The following is a 19,001-nucleotide window of genomic DNA, read 5'->3' as shown; positions in this document are numbered from 1 at the left end:
GGCGCTGCGCGCCGCCATATCAAGCGAAATCCGCTTGCATCCTTGGGGCGCGCGCGGCCAAGCTGGTATCATGCCGGGCTTCGCCCCAGCGTGCGCCCAGCGCAGCGCTCGGCAACCTCACAGTGAGCCACAACATGAATAATTCGAGCCAACCTCTGCCGTCTTTCTTCAGCCGGATCGCCATCGCGATCGGCGCCTTTTTCCGCGCCCTGTCCGACGCTGAATACGCCGCGCGCCTGACGCGCCTGGACGACGCGCCGCAACCCTCGGCCGCCCCGGTGGCGCCCGCGCCGGCCCCTGCGCCAGCTCCTGTCCCCGTCCCTGCGCCGGTGCCGCTGCGCGTCGCCACGCCGGACGCCGCCCTGCAACTGCTGTCGCTGTTCCAGCGCGAAGCGCGCCTGATCGACTTCACCCAGGAGAACCTGAGCGCCTACTCCGACGCCGACATCGGCGCCGCCGCGCGCGTGGTGCACGAAGGCTGCGCCAAGGTGCTAAAGGAGCATTTCACCATCCAGCCGATCCGCAGCGAGGCGGAAGGCAGCCGCGTCGAACTGCCGGAAGGCTTTGACGCCGCCGCCGTGCGCCTGACCGGCAACGTGGTCGGCAAGGCGCCGTTCAAGGGCACGCTGAGCCACCGCGGCTGGCGTTCGGCCGAGGTGCGCCTGCCCAAACTGGCGGAAGCGCATGACGCCGCCATCCTGGCGCCGGCGGAGGTGGAATTATGAGCGATCCACGTTACGCCATCGGCATCGACCTGGGCACCACGCACAGCGCGCTGTCGTATGTGAACCTGCAGGCCAGCGACGGCGAGAAAACCCAGCACGGCGTGCTGCCGATTCCGCAGCTGACCGCACCGGGCACCATCGAGGAACTGCCGCTGCTGCCATCCTTCCTCTACTTGCCGCACGCCGATGAACTGGCGCCCGGCGAGAACAATCTGCCATGGCAGCAGACCGCCGAAGAACAAGCCGGCGTGGCCGGCGAGATGGCGCGCAGCCGTGGCGCCACCACGCCGATCCGCCTGGTGTCCAGCGCCAAGAGCTGGTTGAGCCATCCCGGCGTCGACCGCCGCTCGGCGCTGCTGCCGAACGACGCGCCGGAAGAAGTGGCGCGCGTGTCGCCGCTGGAAGCCTCCACCCGCTACCTGGCCCACCTGCGCAAGGCGTGGGAGCAGGCGCACCCGGACGCGCCGTTCGGCGAGCAGGCGGTGACGGTGACGATTCCCGCGTCCTTCGATCCGGGCGCGCGCGAGCTGACCGCCGACGCGGCGCGCGCCGCCGGCTACACCAACCTCACGCTGCTGGAAGAACCGCAGGCCGCGCTGTACAGCTGGATCCAGGGCAGCGAAGGCCGCTGGCGCAAGGAGGTCAAGCCGGGCGACATCATCCTGGTGGTGGACGTGGGCGGCGGCACCAGCGACTTTTCGCTGATCGCCGTGCTGGAACGCGACGGCGTGCTGGAGCCGCACCGCATCGCCGTCGGCGACCACATTCTGCTGGGCGGCGACAATATGGACCTGGCGCTGGCGCACCTGGTGGCGCGCAAGCTGGCCGCCAATGGCACGCAGCTGGACGCGTGGCAGATGCGCGCGCTGACCTACGGCTGCCGCACCGCCAAGGAAAAGCTGCTGGCCGATGCCACCGTGGTCACCTGGCCTATCGTGGTGCCGAGCCGAGGCTCGAAGCTGATCGGCGGTTCAATCCGCACCGAACTGACGCGCGACGAAGTGTCCACCTTCATCCTCGACGGCTTCTTCCCGCAGGTGGAAGCGTCGGCGCGGCCGGCGGTGCGCACCCGCGCCGGCCTGACGCAGCTTGGCCTGCCGTACGCGCAGGATGCCGGCATCACGCGCCACCTGGCCGCGTTCCTGGCGCGCCAGGTGGGCGCCACGGCGGAACTGGAAGGTTACGCCGGCAAGCAAGGCGCCGAGGCGACCTTCCTGCATCCGACCGCGGTGCTGTTCAACGGCGGCGTGTTCAAGTCGGACCTGCTGGCCCAGCGCATCATGGCCACCCTCAACGACTGGCTGTACCTGGAGGGTGCGGAGCCGGCGCGCATGCTGGGCGGTGCCGACCTCGATCTGGCGGTGGCGCGCGGCGCGGCTTACTACAGCTACGTGCGGCGCGGCAGCGGCGTGCGCATTCGCGGCGGCACGGCGCGCTCGTACTACGTGGCGATCGAGTCGGCCATGCCGGCGATTCCCGGCATGGAGCCGCCGATCCAGGCGCTGTGCGTGGCGCCGTTCGGCATGGAGGAAGGCAGCGAGATCGAACTGCCGAATCAGGAATTCGGCCTGGTGGTGGGCGAGCCGGTGCAGTTCCGCTTCTTCGGTTCCTCGGTGCGCCGCCAGGACCAGATCGGCGATCTGCTGGACTTCTGGGGCCCGGATGAACTGATCGAGATGAACGAGATTCAAGCCAACCTGTCGCCGGAAGGCCGTCAGGCCGGCGACGTGGTGCAGGTGCGCCTGCATGCCATGGCGACCGAATCGGGCACGCTGGAATTGGCCGCCGTGGCCAACGACGGCCAGCGCTGGAAGGTGGAGTTCGACGTCCGCACAGCATGAGCAACTACGTCGTCAGCATCGACCTGGGCACCACCAACACGGTGATGGCCTACGCGGAAGCCGGCAGCGCGCAGATCCAGTTGTTCGAGATCGAGCAGCTGACGGCGCCCGGCGAGGTCGGTGCCGCGGCGTTGCTGCCTTCCTTGCGCTATCACCCCGCCGCCGGCGAACTGGCGGACGGCGAGCTGCAACTGCCATGGCGCGCAGACGATGTGGCCGGGCTGTCGCAGGTGGTCATCGGCCGCCTGGCGCGCAAGCTGGGCGCGCAGGTGCCGGGACGGCTGGTGGCCAGCGCCAAGAGCTGGTTGTCGCATCCGCAGGTCGACCGCATGGCGCCGATCCTGCCGTGGGGCGCGGAGGCCGATGTGGCCAAGGTGTCGCCGGTGGCCGCCAGCGCCTCCTATCTGGCGCATCTGCGCCATGCCTGGGATGCGCGCTTCCCCGCGCATCCACTGCACCAGCAGCAGATCGTGCTGACCATTCCCGCATCGTTTGACGAGGGCGCGCGCGCGCTGACGCTGGAGGCGGCGCGCATGGCAGGCTTGCCGTCGCTGCGACTGCTGGAAGAGCCGCAGGCGGCGTTCTATGACTGGCTGTTCCGCCAGCGTGCCACGCTGGCCGAGGAGCTGGCGCAGACGCGGCTGGTGCTGGTGTGCGACGTCGGCGGCGGTACTACGGACTTCAGCTTGATGAAGGTGGATGCGGCAGCCAGCGACGGCGCGGCGGGCCAGCCGGCCATCAGTCGCATCGGCGTCGGCAATCACCTGATCCTCGGCGGCGACAATATGGATCTCGCCCTCGCCCACCTCGTCGAAGCGCGCATGGCCGCGGGCGCGGCGCGGGACCACAGCGCGACGGCTAGCGACGGCGCGACGGCGACGTCCGCACGGCAAGCCCGCGCTGCGCCACCGCCGGCCCGGCTCTCGGCCAGCCGCCTGTCGCAACTGGCGGAGCGCTGCCGCGCGGCCAAGGAGCTGCTGCTGGCGGCCGATGCGCCGGAGCGCACCACGGTCACGCTGCTGGGCGCTGGGTCGAAACTGATCGGCGGCTCCCGCTCGGCCGAACTGACGCGCGACGAAGTCTCCGCGCTGGTCGTGGACGGCTTTTTCCCGCTGAATCCCGCGCGCGAGCCGGCAAAGCGCGGACGTGGCGCCATCGTCGAATTCGGCCTGCCCTACGCCGCCGATGCCGCCATCACGCGCCACCTGGCCGACTTCCTGCGCCAGCACGCCGCCGCCGCACGCGACGCCCTCGGCCTGCCCACCAACAGCGCCGTCGTGCCGATCCCGGACACGCTGCTGCTGAACGGCGGCGTGTTCCGCGCCGACGCGCTGGCCCGCCGGCTGCAAGCCACGCTGGCCGGTTGGCGCCAGCAGCCATTGCGCGTACTGCACAACGATAATCCGGACGTCGCCGTCGCCCGTGGCGGCGTCGCCTATGCACTAGGCCAGTCCGGCGCCGCGCCAGTCATCGGCGGCGGCTCCGCGCGCAGCTACTTCCTGCTGCTGGACGATGCCGCGCACGCCGACCAGCCGCGCCGCGCCGTCTGCATCCTGCCGCGCGGCGCGGCGGAAAGCCGCGAAGTCCTGCTGGCCGACCGCACCTTCGCCTTGCGTCTCGGCCGGCCGGTACGCTTCCACCTGGCCGCCTCCACTGCCGACGCGCCGCAAGCAGGCGACGTGGTCACGCTGCAGCCCGACGACTACGTCCAACTGCCCCCCATCGCCACCGTGCTGCGCGACAGCAGTGCAGCCGACGCGCGCAAGGAGATCCCGGTGCAGCTGGCCACCTCGCTCAGCGAGGTCGGCACGCTGGAAGTCCACTGCGTGGCCAAGGAAGACCAGCAACGCTGGCTGCTGGAATTCCAGCTGCGCGGCGAGACAGACAGCGAACCGGCGGACGACGACCAACCCGCCATGCCCGCCGGCCTGCCGGCCGCCATCGACAAAATCGACCGCATCTTCGGCAGCCGCGCGCAGCAGGTCGACCTCAAGGAGGTGAAGCAACTGCGCACCCAGCTCGAACACTTGCTGGGCAGCCGTGAAAGCTGGGCCACGCCGCTGCTGCGCCGCCTGTTCGACGCGCTGCTGGAACGCGCCAAGGGCCGCCGCCGCTCGTCCGAACACGAACGCGCCTGGCTTAACCTGAGCGGCTACTGCCTGCGTCCCGGCTTCGGCCACCCGCTCGACGCCTGGCGCATCGAGCAGTTATGGGCGATGTTTGAAACCGGCATCCAGCACCACAAGGACAGCCAGGTCTGCGCCGAGTGGTGGACGCTGTGGCGCCGCGTGTCCGGCGGCTTGAGCGTGGAAACGCAGTTGCGCGTGCTGGATGATTTCGCCTTCAACGTGCAGGCCGACGCGGCGGAGCGCGGCCGGCGTCCGGTCACGCTGGTCAACGGCAGCGAAGAAGACATGCTGCGCCTGGGCGCCTCGCTGGAACGCATCCCCGGCAACTACAAGGCCGAAATCGGCGCCTGGATGTTGGACCAGCTACAGAAAGCCAGCAAGGCCGCCGTCAAAGCCGCCGCCAACAAGACCCGCGCCGGCGCCGCTGACCTGGCCAGGGCCGAGGCGGCGCAGGGCCGCTTCCTGTGGGGTCTGAGCCGCGTCGGCGCGCGCCAGCCCTTCCACGGCAGCGCGCACGACGTGGTGGACACCGCCATCGTCGAACAATGGCTGGACGAAGTGCTGAAACTGGACTGGAAAAAAGTGGAGCCGGCCGGCTTTGCGGCCGCGCATCTGGCGCGCATGACCGGCGACCGCTCGCGCGACATCACCGACACCCTGCGCGCGGACGTGCTGCGCCGCCTGCAAGGCGTGGGCGCGCCGGCCAACTGGATCGCCATGGTGCGCGAGGTGGTGCAGCTCGACCAGGCCGACGAAAAGCGCATGCTGGGCGACGCGCTGCCGCCCGGTCTCAAGCTACTGAGCTGATGGTTTGAGCACTGGTGTCAGCGCCAGTGCCACCCCTTCGCCCAGCTCTTTGTCGCTCGCGAACAGATCGCCTCGCACCTCGTTTTTCGCCGCCTGGATATTGACCGTGTAAAGCATTGATGCGCCACCGTATGTGCTGGCAACCAGTTCGCCGCTGCCAGCATATGCATCCAGCCCGACTGACAACGCCAGCGTTGTGCCATCGCTGCGGTAATCCCGCGCATACGTGTTTGATACCAGGACCCTGCGCTGTTGGCCATCCCAGCGCGCCGCTGGGCCGGAGAACTGTGCCTGACGCAGCACCAGGTTCGGCTGCAAGACCATGCTGGCCTTGGTGTCGCTGCTCACGCGCTGCACCAGTTGCCCGCGCGCACGCGCAAATCGCGCGGACTGCAGCTTGCCGGTCTTCGCATCGTACACGCCGCCGACCGCCTCAACTTCCTGCGCCCAAATCGTCTCGTAATTGGCCGCGTCCAGCCCCGCCACCCTGTAGCCGGCAGCCTTCAGTTGCCGCTGCAGTTGATCCAGCAGCAGCGGTTTGCCTGCATCCAGATCATCGGCTTCCACGCTTGGCGGCAGCAGCACGATCAAGGTGCCTGGTGGCGGAGGCTTGAAGCCGGGTGCAATCAGATTATCCGTCGATGGCCGCGGTGCCGAAGCGCAGGCGGAAAGCAAAAAAGAGACGAGGCAGAGCAGTTTTTTCACGTGACGCATTCTTTAAAATATTGCCATGCGGCATTTTAATCGATGGCGTTCTTTTAATTCTCGCGAATTCTCACATAACTGGCTTGCTGCGCGACGAAGCCATCGAAGGCCTCGATCAGCGGATCGTATTTGTTTATATCGTTTTCCAGTTGGGCCAGCGCGTAGACGGTGGCTTCCAGCGTGGACAGCTGGTCCGGCAGGTGCGCCTTGCGGATCAGGTAGTGCGAGGGCGGCGTGTCGCGCAGCGGCAGGCGTGGCAGCGATTGCAGCAGCGGATTCAGATACAGCATCTTGCGGCTCTTGCGCCAGGTGCCATCCAGCACCACCAAGCGCAACGGCTCGCGCAGCCAGGCATCATCGAATGGCTGCGGCTTCGCCAGACCAAGAGCGGCATCCTCGGTGTCGGGATACAGCAGCACATTGCGGCGGTCCGGTGACAGCATCGCTTGCAGTTGCGCCGCGTCGAACGCTTCCCCCACCTCCAGCCGGCTGTTGGGCAGGCACAGATGCAGCAGCCGCGCGCTGCCCTTGGCGTTGCCGACTTCCAGAGGGTGCTGAAGAATCAGCACCTCCACCTGGTTGGTGACCGACTTCACCCAATGGCAGATGCAGGTCTGCCGGGGACGCAGGCACACGGCGCATAGCGCGCGCCGCGTGGTGGATGGGAGGCTGGCGGTATTCATGGACCGCCATTGTACCGTGGCTTAGAACTCTTCCCAGTCCGACTCGTTGGCGGTGACGGCCTTGCGCGGCGCGGCGGCCACCGGCGACGCTGGCCTTGGCCTTGGCGTTGACGCTGGCGCGGTCGCTTGGTCTTTCATCGTGGCGATGGCGGGCCTGGCCTTCGCCATCGCGGTCGCGGTTCCCGCCGTGGCGCGGCGCGGCAGCGCGGCGGCGCGGGCCGGCGCGCGCGGCGCGTCCGGCGGCGCGGCAACCTGCGACGCATCGAGCTTGAACACGCTGACCACGTCCGCCAGCTTGGCTGACTGCTCCTGCATCGACTCCGCCGCGGCGGCAGCCTCCTCCACCAGCGCGGCATTCTGCTGCGTTACCTGATCCATCTGCGTGATGGCGTCGTTGACCTGGGCGATGCCAATGCTTTGCTCTTCGCTGGCGTGGCTGATCTGGTTCATGATCTGCGTCACGCGGCTGATGCTCTGGACGATTTCTTCCATCGTCTGGCCAGCCTTGTCCACCAGTTCGGAGCCCATCTGCACTTTCTGCACCGAGTCGTCGATCAGGCCCTTGATGTCCTTGGCGGCGGACGCCGAGCGTTGCGCCAGATTGCGCACCTCCGATGCCACCACCGCGAAGCCACGTCCCTGCTCCCCCGCGCGCGCCGCTTCCACCGCCGCATTCAGCGCCAGGATATTGGTCTGGAAAGCGATGCCGTCGATGACCGAAATGATGTCGACAATCTTGCGCGACGAATCATTGATCGATCCCATGGTGTTGACCACCTCGCCCACCACCGAGCCGCCACGGCTGGCGATTTCCGATGCGCTGATCGCCAGCTCATTGGCCTGACGCGCGTTCTCGGCGTTGAAGCGCACCGTGGACGTCAACTCCTCCATCGACGACGCGGTTTCCTCCAGCGAACTGGCCTGCTCCTCGGTGCGCGAGGACAGGTCCTGATTGCCGGCGGCGATTTGTGTGGAGGCCGTCGCTATCAGATCGGTCCCATTGCGCACCTGGCCAACGATGTTCACCAGGTTGGTGTTCATGGTTTTCAGGGCATGCATCAACTGGCCGGTTTCGTCGCTGCTGTGGACCTGGATATCGCTGGTCAGATCGCCCGACGACACGGTTTCCGCCACCTTCAGCGCCGCGTTGATCGGCTGCGTGATGGTGCGCGTGATCCACCACGCGGCCACCACGCCCAGCACAATCGCCGCCAGACCAAGCATGACCAGCAGCATGCGGCCGCTCCGGTACTGCTGTTGAATCTCGGCCGCCGATTCATCCAGCAAGGCGGCCTGCTTGTCGACGAAGGCCTTCAGCGCGCCGAGATACTTGACGCGGCTCTGGGTCATGTCGCCTTCGTAGATCTGGGTGGCCTTTTCCAGATCGCCGGCGTTCTTGGCGGTAAACACGGCCTTGCGGAAATCGGTGTATGCCTTGCGCGTTTCCAGCACCTGCTTGAACAGCGGCTTGAGTTGTTCGTCATCGAGATTGGCGCCGATCTGGTCCTGGATCTGCGTGGCGCGCGCCGACGATTCCGCCATCTGCGCTTCCAGCTTTTTTTGGTCGGCGGGATCGCGCACCATGAAGGCGCCGGTGGTGCGCGCGGCGTTGACCTCGATGATCTTGCCCCATTCCGCTGTCAGGCGCTCATCGCGGATCTTCACGTTGATCATCTCGTCGGTCTTGTCACTGGCGCTGCTCAGGCGCAGGATGCCAATGGCGGTCATTGCAACCAGGAGTAACAAAATGAGCGAGAAACCAAAGCCGAGACGGGTACCGATCTTGAGATTGTTCATAGCCAGCTCCTAGCTAAAATCTGGGTTGTCCGATTTATGCTAGCACTAATCCCTCCGCTATAAGTGGCATGCGAGAAATATTCGACATTGCATCGCAGCATTAGTCGGTGGCGGGCGCGGCGCCCAGCAACTCCTCCACGCCGGCGACCACGGCCGGGTCCTTGATCACGCTGCGCAGCCAGAGGTGCAGCGGCATTTCGCCCCAGCCGGCGGCCCGCTCGGCCAGATAGGCCACCGGGCTGTGTGGCTCGGTGCGCCGGAAGAAATCCGCTACGAGACGCAGCTGCTGCAAGGCTTGCGTACGATTTTGCAAGGCAGCGCCCGGCTGCATGACAACGTTACCAAGAGTGGCTACGCCAGCATCGGCAGCGATCACGGCGTTGCCAAATGGCATCAGGCTGGCGACCGCGGCCTGCACCGCGTCGCGGGCTGGCGCGAAGCCGGGGCCGTCGGCGCCCAGTTGCGTATCTACCACGCGTTCCAGCGCGATCAGGCTGGCGAGGCAATATTCGGCGTCACCGAGCGGCGGCGTTTGCGTCATGCATTCCCGCACCAGCGAGGGGGTGCGCGCCAACAGCCAGAACAGGTTGCCGATGCGCTGATCACAGTCGCCGTCATCGACCAACGGATACAAATCGGTCCAATACTGCTCGCATAAACCGGCCAGCACCGCGTAGCCATCGCCAAGGCCGCGCAGACCGCGCGTCTTCGCCAGGGCTTCGGCCAGCCATACGGCCAGACGCAGGTCTTTGCTGCGGGTGGCGATCAAGTCGGCACAGCGCGTGGCCACCAGTGGCCAGTCGGCTTCCTTCAGCGCGGTCGCCCACTCGCCCTGATCCAGCGCGGGATCGTCGTGCTGGCGCGCCTGCGCGATCTCGTCGACCTCTTTGCTGAAAGACAGATCCTCGCCGCAGCGCTGCTCCGCGCCGACCGGTTGCAGCAGTGACGCTACGTTGAACATGGCGGCCTCCTATTTGATGGTGTATTTGAACTGCCCCTTGCCGTTGGCGCCGGCCTTGATGCGCGTGATCGGCTCTTCCTGCGCCATCTTCTCCAGCACCGCCTGCGCGATCTCCGGCAGCAGCGTGCCGTTCAGGATATGGTCCACGTTGCGGGCGCCGGAATCGACCTCGGTGCAGCGCGACAGCACCGCACTGACCAGCGATTCGTCGTAGCTGAACTCCGCGTGGTGGTGCTCGCGGATGCGCTGGGCGATGCGCGCCAGCTTGAGGTCAATGATCCCGCTCAGCACTGCGTCCGGAATCGGATAGTACGGCACCACCTTCACGCGTCCCAGGAAGGCCGGCTTGAAATGTTTGACCAGTTGTGGGCGCAGCAGCGCTTCCAGTTCGTCCGGCCCTGGCGGGTCTTCCTTGTTAAGACACGCCTGCATGATGGTGGCCGATCCCGCGTTGGCGGTGGCGATGATGATGGTGTTGCGGAAGTCGATCTCGCGGCCTTCGGCATCGTCCATCACGCCCTTGTCGAACACCTGGAAGAACAGTTCGAGCACGTCGGGATGGGCTTTTTCGATTTCGTCCAGCAGCACCACGCTGTAGGGGTTGCGCCGCACGGCCTCGGTCAGCACGCCGCCCTGGCCGTAGCCCACGTAGCCGGGCGGCGCTCCTTTCAGGCCGGAGACGCTGTGCGCTTCCTGATACTCGCTCATGTTGATGGTGAGGAGTTTTCGTTCGCCGCCATACAGCAGATCGGCCAGCGCCAGGGCGGTTTCCGTCTTGCCGACGCCGGAGGGGCCGACAAAGAGGAACACGCCCTTAGGCTTGTTGGGGTCATCCAGGTTGGCGCGCGCCGTGCGCACCCGCTGGGCGACGGCGGCGATGGCGTGGTGCTGGCCGAGGATGCGCCCTTGCAGCGCGTCCTGAAGCCGCAGCACGGTGTGGATTTCGTCCTTGACCATCTTCCCGAGCGGGATGCCGGTCCAGCCGGAGACGATGGCCGCGACCGTGGCGCCATCCACCTCCAGCGGCACCATCGGCGTTTCGCCTTGCAGCGCAAGCAGTTCTTCTTTCAGCCCTCGCACTTTGCCGCCGGCGTCTGCATCCGCGCCAGCCTCCGCTCGCTGGCGCGTGATGGCGGCGACGATGGATTGTTCGCGCTGCCAACGCTCAGCGTGGTGCGCATGTTCCTCCACCAATGCAGCATGCTCACCCTGCAGCTTCTGCAGGCGTTGATGGAGCGCGACGCTGCCCTCCTCCCGCCGCAAGGCGAGGATTTCGGTGGCGATGCGTTCCATCTGTCGTGCCGCGTCCTCCAGCAGGGCCGGCGTGCCGCTTTGCGCCAGCGCCACCCGCGCGCAGGCGGTATCCAGCACGCTGACTGCCTTGTCAGGCAGCTGGCGGCCAATGATGTAGCGGTGCGAGAGGCGCACCGCCTCGGTCACCGCCTCGTCACGGATGCGGATGCCGAAGTGCCGCTCCATCAGCGGTGTCATGGCGCGCAGCATGGCGCTGGCGATCTGTTCGTCCGGTTCCTCCACCTTCACGACCTGGAAGCGGCGCGCCAGCGCGGCATCCCTCTCGACATATTTTTTGTATTCGCTCCACGTGGTCGCGGCAATGGTGCGCAACTCGCCGCGCGCCAGCGCGGGCTTGAGCAGATTGGCGGCGTCGTTCTGTCCCGCCGTGCCGCCCGCGCCGATCATCGTGTGCGCCTCGTCGATGAACAGGATGATCGCGTGCGGGCTTTGCTTCACTTCGTCGATGACGTTTTTCAGGCGATTCTCGAACTCGCCCTTGACGCTGGCGCCAGCCTGCAGCAATCCCATATCCAGCGTGCGGATCTCGACGTCCTTGAGCACGGCCGGTACGTCACCCGTCGCCACGCGCAGTGCCAGCCCTTCCACCACGGCCGTCTTGCCCACGCCCGCCTCGCCGGTGAGGATGGGATTGTTCTGGCGCCGGCGCAGCAGGATGTCCACCACCTGGCGGATTTCCTGTTCGCGGCCGATGACGGGATCCAGCTTGCCGTCGCGGGCCTGGCGCGTCAGGCTGGTGGTGTACTGGTCCAGCGCCGGCGTGCGCGCGCCGCCTGCCTGCGCTATCCCCGCAAGCGGTTCTGCGGCGGCATCGCGGGCTGCGGTCGTCTCTTCCCGCGAGCCATGCGTGTACTTCTCCAGCTGATGTTTGACCTGGTCGATCGGAATGCGGGCAAATTGCGGCGATGCACGCTGCGCCAGTTGCTCCAGCTCCGGATCCGTCAGCAAGGCCACCAGCAGGTGCGCGCTGCGGATCTGCGCCGGCGGCGTTTCCAGTGAGGCGATCAACCACGCATGTTCCAGCAACAGCGGCAAATGACGCGAGAACACCGGCGTACGCGTGCTGCCGGTCTTGAACTGGCTGATTTCCTGATGCAGATCCGCCTCCAGCGTCGCCACATTGACGTCGCACCTGGCGGCGATGCACGCCACGTCGCAGCGCTCCTGCTCCAGCAGCGCCAGGAACAGGTGCTCAACCTCCACCTCGTACTGCCCAAGCGCGACGCAGATACTGGCGGCGCGGGTGGCGGCAAGACGGGTGGTGTCATTCAGTTTGCCGATCAGCGTTTTCAGTTTGGGATTCATGTCCGGCCTCCGCGCGCGCTGCGGTTGATGGAGTAATGCAGCGATGACGGTTGCAGCACCGCGTCAAAGCTGACGGTTTCGTTGTACGGCAAGCCGGCCAGGGTGCCAAAGATGGCAAAGCCGATGCGGTTGATGGCGCCCGGCTCGCGCTCCAGGCGCGCCTGCACGTTGCGCAGGCGTGGCTCGTGGCGCTCGATGGCGGCTTTCAGCGCGGCGCAGACGCGGGCGCGGTCGTCGGCGCTGTTGAGGCACATGCCGGCGAAGTCCACCAGGCCGTAATTGGCGATCGAGCGTTTGCATTCCGGGTAGGCCTGCATCAGCTCATCCGGCAGCGCGCAGCGGGTGTTGAGCAGGTCCTCCAGATCGCGCGCCACGCTGTCCTTGTACTGCTCCAGCGTCATCGGCCGGTCATGGGCACCGAGCAGGCGGTCCAGCAGGCCGGGAACAAAGCCGTTCATGGTGTGCCTTCAAAAAGAAGCCAGGCCGGGCGGCCTGGCCGAAAAGCGCGCCGCGACGGAGCGCCATGCTGCCTCCGTCGCGGGCGCGGGGGAGTGTCAGACGATGCGGTTGGCGGACAAATCCCAGCCGCCGGAGGTATTGCCGCCGGCGCCGCCGCTGATTTTCTGCTGCGTGTACTTCCACTTGATCTTGGAGAACTTGAAGGCCACGTCTTCGGACAGGATGTCGCCCTCTTCCACCGCCGGCGCCACCGCGCCGATCAGCACATTTTCGATTTCGATTTCAAAGTACTTCACGCGCTCGCCCTGGGCATCGGCGCGCATGAATTCGAAGCGGGCCTTGGGAATGGTGCGGCCGGCCGAGCAGGTTTGCAGCAGGATCGGCGAGGACAGGTCGGCCAACTTGGAAATCACGATGTCGCGGTGTTCGCAGCGCTCCGCCGTGTGGCCGCCACCGGTGGACGCGGTCGCCGACTTGGGCTGCTCCACGCCGAAGCTGACCGATTTGCACTCGATCCAGTCCTTGTGCCGGTCATCGTTGGATTCGCCCTTGATGCCGTCAATGTACAGATATACGTCGATTGCCATTGCATGCTCCTCTCGATTGTTGGGATTAGTGGTTGGTCGATTGCGGCAGCTCCGCGACCAGACGGAGTGAAACGGACAACTCATCAAGCTGGAAGTGCGGTCGCAGGAAGGATACGGCGCGGAATACGCCGGGCCGCCCGGCCACTTCATGCACCTGCACCGACGCTTCGCGCAGCGGAAACTGCGCCTTCTGTTCCTGGCTGGCGTTATCGTCCAGCAGCACGTACTTCATCAGCCAGCGGTTGAGGAAGTCCTCGACGCTGGAAGCGGAGGCGAAGCTGCCCACCTTGTCGCGCATCATGGCTTTCATGTAGTGGGCGATGCGCGAGACGGAAAAGATGTACTGCAACTGCGACGACAGCACGGCGTTGGCGTTGGCCGCGTCGCTGCTGTACCGCTTGGCCTTCTGCGTGGACTGGGCGCCAAAGAAGGCGGCATACGAGGTGTTCTTGCAGTGGACCAGCGAGATGAAACCCAGGTCGCTCAACTCCTTCTCGCGGCGGTCGGTGATGGCTACCTCGGTCGGACACTTGAGCGCCACCTCGCCCTCGTCGGTCTTGAAGGTGTGCGTGGGCAGATCGTCCACCAGGCCGCCGCCTTCCACGCCTCGGATGGCGGCGCACCAGCCGTAATCGGCGAACGCCGCGGTCAGCTTGGCGCCAAAGGCGTAGGCGGCGTTACACCAGAGGTATTTTTGATGGTCGGTGCCGTCCACTTCCTCCACGAAGTTGAAGCCTTCCACCGTGGTGCCATCGACCGGGTTGAATGGCAAACGGCCGAGGAAGCGCGGCAGCGTCAGGCCGACATAGCGCGCGTCTTCGGACTCGCGGAAGGCCTTCCATTTGGCATATTCCACGGTGTCGAACACTTTCGACAGGTCGCGCGGCCGCGCCAGGTCGCCATAGCTTTCCAGCCCAAACAGCTCGGGCGCCGCGGCGCTGATAAACGGCGCGTGCGACGCCGCCGCCACGTGCGACATCTGCTCGATGAAGTACATGTCCTCCGGCTGACGCGAGATTTCAAAGTCGCCCAGCAGTGCGGCGTACGGCGCGCCGCCGAAGGTGCCGAATTCTTCCTCGTATATCTTCTTGAACATCGTGCTCTGGTCGAATTCCAACGCCGACTGGAAGTCTTTCACCAGCTCCCGCTTGGTGGCGTTGAGCATGCGGATCTTCAGGCCCGCGCCGCTGGCGGAGTTCTTCACCAGGTAATGCAGGCCGGTCCAGCTTTGCTCCAGCTTCTGGAACGCCGGTGCGTGCATGATGGCGCTCAGTTGGGTGGAGATCAGCCGATCCAGTTCCGCCACGCGGGCGTCGAGCGTCGCAGACAGGTTGTTGGACACCACCACGGCGCCATCCAGCACTTGGTTGACCAGCTCCGAGATGATGTCCTTGGCGCGATCATGCTCCACGCTGGACTTGGCCACCTTGCTTTGTTCGACAATCTGGTCCAGCAGGCTGTCGCCTTCCAGAGCTGCCGCCGCTTGCCCCACCGGGTCGAGTTGTGCGGACATGTCAGCCTCCCTTGGCGGATTTGAGGCTGGACAGCTTGCCGGTGTTGTTCAACACCTCGCTCAGGATGTCCTCCAGCTTGTCGTTGCCGGCCAGCTTGTTGCGCAGGTCGGCCAGCTTGGTGCGCGCTTCCAGCAGCCTGGCCAGCGGTTCGACCTGCCGCACCACGGCTTCCGGACGAAAGTCTTCCATCGCCTTGAAACGCAGTTCGACATGCAGGCTGGTGTCGTCGTCCTTCAGCTGATTCGGCACCTGGAAGCGCGCCACGGGCGCCACGCCGCCGAGCACCTCATCGAAGTTGTCGCTGTCGATGCCGACAAACTTGCGGTCCTTGAGGCGTTTCTTCTCCACCTCCGAGTTGCCGGCAAAGTCGCCGACCACGCCCACCACAAACGGCAGTTCCTTGTTTTCCATGGCGTCGCCGATTTCCACGTCGTAGGTCATCTGCACGCGTGGAGGACGCACCTTGGTCAAGCGCTTTTGTATGCTGTCACCTTTAGCCATTTCCGCTCCTTATTTCAATCCGCCGAAGGGATCGTTGGTTTGACTGCCGCTTTTGCCGGTGGCTGCGGGCGGCGCTTTTTTGTTGGAGACCGGTGGCGACGCCGGCTGCCGGCGCGCAGCCATATTCGTCGTCGGCACCAGCACGTCTTCGCCAAGGCTGGTGCGCAGCAGCTTGGCCAGATCCTGCGCCTCGGAGCGCAGCGAACCATTCAGGTTGTTCTGCTGACTCAGATCCGCCAGCGCCCTGGTCGACAAGCGCAGACCGCTGACGGCGATGATGCTGTTGCCCAGTTTGTCGTTCGGGTCACGCTGCAGCGCTTCCTGCGCGTTGAGGATCGCCTCGCCGTAATTGGCGCGGTCGAATTTGATTTGCGCCATGTGCAGCCAGGGCGCCTTGTCGGCCGGGTAGCTGGCGGCGGCGTTTTTCAGAATGCCTTGCGCCTTGTCGACGTGGCCGGCGGCAAGCGCGGCATCGGCGTCGGCCAACGCGCGGTCGAGTGACTGCGATGTCGTCCTGTCCGCGCGGACCAGGCCTCCATCCGTGGCGCACGCCGCCAGCAACAGCAGGCTGGCGATACAGGGCAGCCATGTTCTTGAAGTGCTCATCGGTTTCTCCTTTTGCGTAACCGGGCGAGAAGATGGCCAGTATTCATGAAATGCCCACGGTACCGATTGCGCTTACTCAAGCGCCGTCCTCTTTTCCCTTTGCTTGCGCCTTCGCAAATAGACGAGCCGCCGCTTTCGCTCTAATGAACGTCTCGTTTAAAGACAAGGCATGGAGACAGCATGAGCATTCCATCCAAGGTGTTGTGGGGCGAAGGCCTGTTCCTGCGGCCGCAGCACTTCCAGCAACAGGACCAGTACCACGAGGCGCGCCTGCACCACACGGCACGCGCGCTGCATCCGTATCTGTGGGGCGTGCTTAATCTTCAATGGGACTTCGATGCGCTCAAGGCCGGCAAGCTGCGGCTGGAAGCGCTGTCGCTGATCTTCCGTGACGGTGAGATCGTCGACGCGCCCGCCAGCGCGCCGCTGCCGCAGCCGGTGGACCTGAGCCGCCTTCCCGCCAGCGTATTGGAAGTCACGTGGTACGCCGCGCTGCCCTCGCTCTCCGCCAATGGTGGCAACGCGGCGTCGCACGGCGACCTGCACGCCGGCCCGCGCTACGGCCAGACCAGCCGCGAAGTGGCGGACCTGTACACGCAAGCCGTGGAGGCAGACGTCAGCTACCTGCGCAGCGCGGTGCGGCTGATGTCCGATCTGGAGCCGCTGGGTGCCTTCGAATGTGTGCCGGTCATACGGCTGCGGCGCGTGGTGACCGGCGGCTTCGAACCCGATGTATCCTTCATCCCGCCAGGGCTATCGGTCGACAGCGCGCCTGCGCTGAAGGCGATGCTGGATCGCTTGCTGGACGCATTGCAGGCCAAGGTGCAGTCGCTGCAAGGACATATGCGCGAGCCTAGCCGCAACGTGATCGAGTTCCGCTCCGGCGACGTGTCTTCCTTCTGGCTGCTGCACACCGTCAGCACCTCGGCGGCGGCGCTGATGCATTACGCGCGCAATCCGGCACTGCATCCCGAGCGCCTGTTTGAATGCCTGCTCGCGCTGGCCGGTGCGATGATGACCTACTCCAAGCAATACACGCTAATCGACCTGCCGGCTTACCAGCATGACGATCCCGCGCAATGCTTCCCCGCGCTCGACCACATCATCCGCGACCTGCTCGACACCGTCATCTCCACCAAATACTTCTCCATCGCGCTGGCCGAGGAGAAGCCCAGCTACCACCTGGGCAAACTGGATTCCGGAAAAATCGACCAGCGCACCACGCTGTACCTGGCCGTCAGCGCCGCGCTGCCGGCGCTGGAACTGGTGGAGGTGGTGCCGCTGCGCGTCAAGGTCGGTGCGCCGGACGATGTGGAGAAATGCGTGCTGTCAGCCATGCCGGGCGTGAAGCTCATCCACGCGCCGCAAGTACCGGCAGCGATCCCGGTTCAACCGGACACCTACTACTTCGCACTGGAGGGAAAAGGCATGCTGTACGAACAAATGCTGAAAGCGCAGTCGATATCGATCTACGTGCCATCCGGCATACGTGATCTGCGCCTCAACCTGATCGCGGTGACGGCATGACGCCGCCGGTCGAACGCCGCGCCAATCCCACGCAGCTGGGCGGCCAGCGAAAACAGATCCAGCCTGGCTACGGCCATGTGCAAACGCTGCTCGACCTGCTCCAGGAGGGCTTCTATCTGCTGTTCATGCTGAAGAACGGCAGCATGCCGCCAGGCGAAGCCCCCTTCCTCGACACGGTCACCGCCTACCTCGCCGAATTCGACAGGGAAGCGCGCAAACTGCGCGCGCAAGGCGACGATATCGACGCCGCCAAATATGCCTACTGCGCGGCGCTGGATGAAATCATTCTGTCGTCGCAGTTTCCGATGCGCGAGGCGTGGGAGCGCCGCCCGCTGCAGCTGGTGATCTTTGGCGACCAGCTGGCCGGCGAACACTTCTTCGATCGCCTGGAAGCGCTGCGCAGCGCTGGCGGTTCGCGTCTGCCGGCGCTGCAGGTATTCCACATGTGCCTGCTGATCGGCTTCCGGGGCAAGTACGCGCTGGACTCCAGCGACAAGCTGGCCTACCTGAGCGCGCGCCTGGGCGACGAAATCGCCCACATGCAGGGCAAGAGCAAAGGCTTCGCGCCGCAGGCGGAACGGCCGGACCAGATCGTGCACAAGCTGCGTTCCAACACGCCGCTGTGGGCGGTGTCCGCCGTGTTTGGCGTGATCGCGCTGGGCTCATACCTGGGGCTGGAATCGTCGCTGTCGCACACCACGCAGGAATCGCTGGCAGGCTATTCGGACCTGGTCAAACTGGCGCCGCGCCCGGCCTACGTGACCATCACGCTGCCCTGACTACTGCGCCATGCGGAATTCGATACGGCGGTTGCGCGTGCGGCCTTCCGCCGTGGTGTTGTCGGCCACCGGACGGTCCGGGCCCTGGCCGGAGACCATCACCATATCCTGGCTGATGCCCTTCGCCGCCAGATAGGTGCGTACCGCCTCGGCGCGCGCCTGGCTCAGTGCCAGGTTGCTTTCCCGCCGGCCCACATTGTCAGTGTGGCCGATCACTTCCACCTTTTTGCCTTTCACCTTCTGCAGCGCGGCTGCCATTTCATCAAGGATGGCCTGGCCGGACGGCGTCAGCGTCGCCTTGCCGCTGTCGAATTCGATGATGCGCCTGGCCAGCGTTTCATCCAGCAGGTTTTGCTCGGCGGCGCTCACGCGCAGGCCGTTGTTGACGGTGTAGCTGGGATTGAGACTGGTGGCGATGTCGCTGGCGATCTGCTGCCGCTGCGCTTCGTTGGCCACCTCGCCGCGCACGGTGACGTTGGTGCCGTCGATTTTCAGCTCGCCCTTGCTGATCATTTTCAGATTGGAGCTGATCAGCTTCTGCACGTAGCCGTTCCAGTTGGGCGGCAGCGCTACCTGGGCGATGCTGATCTGGTCCACCACCCGCTCGGCGCCGTACAAGGCCCGAACCTGCACCAGCAGCGCGGCCTTGCTGGCTTCATCCGGCACGGCGCCGGTAACGACAATCTGGCCGGGTGTCTGGGCGATGGCGCACGTCGCCGCCAGCAGCAACGCGGCCATGGGCAGGTGCTTGCGCATGACGG

At 65.7% G+C, this 19,001-nt stretch carries 16 protein-coding genes; 5 read left to right on the top strand and 11 right to left on the bottom strand.

The features are described 5' to 3' along the window. Positions 1 to 134 precede the first annotated feature (134 nt). From FHW58_RS01320 to FHW58_RS01310, 3 genes are read left to right on the top strand one after another with little or no spacing between them, the layout of a single operon-like run. Positions 135 to 725 (top strand): DUF2760 domain-containing protein, encoded by a 591-nt coding sequence (locus FHW58_RS01320; RefSeq protein ID WP_179671294.1) that lies wholly within the window; start codon positions 135 to 137, stop codon positions 723 to 725. Beyond that, positions 722 to 2,566: an Hsp70 family protein gene (locus FHW58_RS01315; protein ID WP_179671293.1), complete on the top strand. Its 1,845-nt coding sequence runs from the start codon at positions 722 to 724 to the stop codon at positions 2,564 to 2,566. Before FHW58_RS01320 ends, FHW58_RS01315 begins: the two co-directional genes overlap by 4 nt. Then, positions 2,563 to 5,502 (top strand): Hsp70 family protein, encoded by a 2,940-nt coding sequence (locus tag FHW58_RS01310; protein ID WP_179671292.1) that lies wholly within the window; start codon positions 2,563 to 2,565, stop codon positions 5,500 to 5,502. The genes FHW58_RS01315 and FHW58_RS01310 overlap by 4 nt, the downstream gene beginning before the upstream one ends. Here the strand turns inward: FHW58_RS01310 and FHW58_RS01305 are convergent. From FHW58_RS01305 to FHW58_RS01260, 10 genes are all read right to left on the bottom strand, one after another. Beyond that, on the bottom strand, positions 5,491 to 6,207 hold the full coding sequence (locus FHW58_RS01305; RefSeq protein ID WP_179671291.1) for a hypothetical protein: 717 nt from the start codon (positions 6,205 to 6,207) through the stop codon (positions 5,491 to 5,493). The two genes, FHW58_RS01310 and FHW58_RS01305, sit on opposite strands and share 12 nt — an antisense overlap. Before the next feature lie 53 nt (positions 6,208 to 6,260). Continuing rightward, entirely contained in the window at positions 6,261 to 6,890 is a 630-nt protein-coding gene (locus FHW58_RS01300; protein ID WP_179671290.1) for a tRNA-uridine aminocarboxypropyltransferase, read from the bottom strand. 21 nt (positions 6,891 to 6,911) lie between these two features. Then, positions 6,912 to 8,687, bottom strand: a complete 1,776-nt coding sequence (locus FHW58_RS01295) for a methyl-accepting chemotaxis protein (protein WP_179671289.1) — start codon at positions 8,685 to 8,687, stop codon at positions 6,912 to 6,914. Positions 8,688 to 8,787: 100 nt separating this feature from the next. Further along, on the bottom strand, positions 8,788 to 9,648 hold the full coding sequence (gene tssA / locus FHW58_RS01290; RefSeq protein WP_179671288.1) for a type VI secretion system protein TssA: 861 nt from the start codon (positions 9,646 to 9,648) through the stop codon (positions 8,788 to 8,790). 9 nt (positions 9,649 to 9,657) lie between these two features. Continuing rightward, positions 9,658 to 12,267 carry a type VI secretion system ATPase TssH gene (tssH, locus tag FHW58_RS01285; protein ID WP_179671287.1) on the bottom strand — a complete coding sequence of 870 codons (2,610 nt, stop codon included), beginning with the start codon at positions 12,265 to 12,267 and terminating at the stop codon, positions 9,658 to 9,660. Beyond that, the gene (gene tssE / locus FHW58_RS01280) at positions 12,264 to 12,725 is read right to left on the bottom strand and encodes a type VI secretion system baseplate subunit TssE (RefSeq protein WP_179671286.1); all 462 of its coding nucleotides are present in this window, start codon (positions 12,723 to 12,725) and stop codon (positions 12,264 to 12,266) included. The genes tssH and tssE overlap by 4 nt, the downstream gene beginning before the upstream one ends. Before the next feature lie 96 nt (positions 12,726 to 12,821). Then, the gene (locus tag FHW58_RS01275; protein ID WP_179671285.1) at positions 12,822 to 13,313 is read right to left on the bottom strand and encodes a type VI secretion system tube protein Hcp; all 492 of its coding nucleotides are present in this window, start codon (positions 13,311 to 13,313) and stop codon (positions 12,822 to 12,824) included. A 25-nt stretch (positions 13,314 to 13,338) separates the two neighbouring features. Beyond that, entirely contained in the window at positions 13,339 to 14,826 is a 1,488-nt protein-coding gene (tssC, locus tag FHW58_RS01270) for a type VI secretion system contractile sheath large subunit (RefSeq protein WP_179671284.1), read from the bottom strand. Position 14,827: 1 nt separating this feature from the next. Beyond that, a complete protein-coding gene (gene tssB, locus FHW58_RS01265) occupies positions 14,828 to 15,328 on the bottom strand; it encodes a type VI secretion system contractile sheath small subunit (RefSeq protein WP_179671283.1) in 501 nt (166 codons plus the stop codon). A 9-nt stretch (positions 15,329 to 15,337) separates the two neighbouring features. Beyond that, positions 15,338 to 15,934, bottom strand: coding sequence for a M48 family metallopeptidase (locus tag FHW58_RS01260; protein WP_179671282.1), 597 nt, complete (start codon positions 15,932 to 15,934; stop codon positions 15,338 to 15,340). Positions 15,935 to 16,114: 180 nt separating this feature from the next. Between FHW58_RS01260 and tssK the strand changes: the two genes are divergently transcribed. Both tssK and icmH read left to right on the top strand, forming a co-directional pair. Next, the gene (tssK, locus tag FHW58_RS01255; RefSeq protein ID WP_179671281.1) at positions 16,115 to 17,461 is read left to right on the top strand and encodes a type VI secretion system baseplate subunit TssK; all 1,347 of its coding nucleotides are present in this window, start codon (positions 16,115 to 16,117) and stop codon (positions 17,459 to 17,461) included. Beyond that, the gene (gene icmH, locus FHW58_RS01250) at positions 17,458 to 18,240 is read left to right on the top strand and encodes a type IVB secretion system protein IcmH/DotU (RefSeq protein WP_179671280.1); all 783 of its coding nucleotides are present in this window, start codon (positions 17,458 to 17,460) and stop codon (positions 18,238 to 18,240) included. The genes tssK and icmH overlap by 4 nt, the downstream gene beginning before the upstream one ends. Here the strand turns inward: icmH and FHW58_RS01245 are convergent, their stop codons facing one another. Then, positions 18,241 to 18,996: an OmpA family protein gene (locus FHW58_RS01245; protein WP_179671279.1), complete on the bottom strand. Its 756-nt coding sequence runs from the start codon at positions 18,994 to 18,996 to the stop codon at positions 18,241 to 18,243. Positions 18,997 to 19,001 lie beyond the last annotated feature (5 nt).

Source organism: Duganella sp. 1224, from assembly GCF_013408245.1.
GTDB lineage: Bacteria > Pseudomonadota > Gammaproteobacteria > Burkholderiales > Burkholderiaceae_D > Rugamonas.
The sequence above is the reverse complement of the archived record's forward strand: the minus strand, read 5'-3'. Positions and strand labels throughout refer to the sequence as shown.